This is a genomic window from Methylobacterium sp. 2A, from assembly GCF_009806555.1.
In the GTDB taxonomy this organism is placed as follows: domain Bacteria; phylum Pseudomonadota; class Alphaproteobacteria; order Rhizobiales; family Beijerinckiaceae; genus Methylobacterium.
Genome location: NZ_VUOK01000032.1, coordinates 31,904 through 33,398, shown reverse-complemented (window position 1 = coordinate 33,398; position 1,495 = coordinate 31,904). Strand labels below are relative to the sequence as shown.

Annotated in this window: 1 protein-coding gene; it reads left to right on the top strand. The window is 72.2% G+C overall.

Annotated features, from left to right (window positions below):
* Positions 1–1,495, top strand: a 1,495-nt coding sequence (locus FVE89_RS31190; protein ID WP_246730866.1) for a glycosyltransferase, incomplete at both ends; no start/stop codon positions are given.

Below are 1,495 nucleotides of genomic sequence, written 5' to 3'. Positions count from 1 at the left end.
GCCTCCGAGGCCGAGCTGCTGCGCGCCTACGTGGACGGCGGCTGGCGGGCGTTCATCAGCCCGCGGCCGGACTTCGACCCGGCGGGCTTCGTGCAGGCGCGCGCCGGCAGCCGGGCGGTTCAGGACGATCCGTTCTTCCGCTACGTGGCCGAGACGCTTCTGGCCGGGGCCGAGCCGTTCGCGGAAGCCGGTCGGCTGAACCTGCCGGCGGTGGACGCAGATTGGTACCGGGCGACCTACCCGGATGTGGACGCCCAGGCGCCGTACCTGCACTTTGCCGGTTCGGGCTGGCGGGAGCTGCGCGATCCGGGGCCGGGGCGTTCGACGCTCGACGCGCTTCTGCGCGTGTGCGGGCTGCGGCCGGCGCGGGCGCCGGTCGAGGACACGGGCTGGCTCGGGGCGATCGGGCGCGAGCCTGAGGACCGGGATGCGGCGCTGGCGCGTCAGGCGCGGCTGGTGGCGGGGCAGTTCGACCATGCGTTCTACCGGGCGCGCTACGGTCTGGCCGCGGAGGCGGACGCGGTGCGCGACTATTGCGACACCGGCTGGCGCCTCGGACGAAACCCAAGGCCCGACTTCAACGGGGCAGCCTATCTGGACGCGCATCCCGGGGTCCGTGAGACCGGCTTGGCGCCCTTCGTCCATTTCCTGGCGACGGCTTTGCTGCACGGCGCCGACATCGCGGCCGGCGCCTTCGATCCGCGCTACGGCGCGCCGGACACGGGGGAGGCGGCGCTCGCGGACGATATGCGCCTGATCGCGCCCCATTTCGACGCCGCCTACTATGCCAAGCGCTACCCCGACACCGCGAATGCAGCCGGTGGCCCGCTCGCCCATTTCGTCGCCTACGGCCAGCACGAGGGCCGCGATCCGAGCAAGACCTTCTCCATCGCGTTCTACGAGGAGACCTACGGCCATCTGTTCGGTCCTGGGGAGTCGCCGTTCCTGCACTACGTGCGGGTGGGCCGCGCCGCCGGCCTGATGGGCTGCCCCGAGGATCTCGGAACCCTGCCGCCGCTGACCGCACCCGAGCCGCACGACTGGGACCGCCTGCCCCCAGCCCGGCCCATCGCCGACGCCCGCGTCCTCGTCATCATGCCCGTCTACAAGGGACGCGCCGAGACCCTGCGCGCCCTCCACGCCTGCCTGTCCCAGCCCCAGGCCACGCCCTTCACCCTGCTCGCCGTCAACGACCGATCCCCCGAGCCGCAGCTCACCGCAGACCTCGAACACCTCGCCGCACGCGGCCTGTTCCACCTCGTCGAGAACGAGCAGAACCTCGGCTTCGTCCGCTCGGTCAACCGCGCGCTCGCCCTCCGCCAGGGCCGCGCCGTCGTCCTGCTCAACTCCGACGCTGAAGTCTTCGGCGACTGGCTCGACCGCCTCGCCGCCCATGCCGAAGGCGCGTCCGATCCGGCAGAACCGCGCGTGGGCAGCGTCACGCCGCTGTCCAACAACGCCACGATCTGCTCCTACCCGCGCTTCAACGCCAACA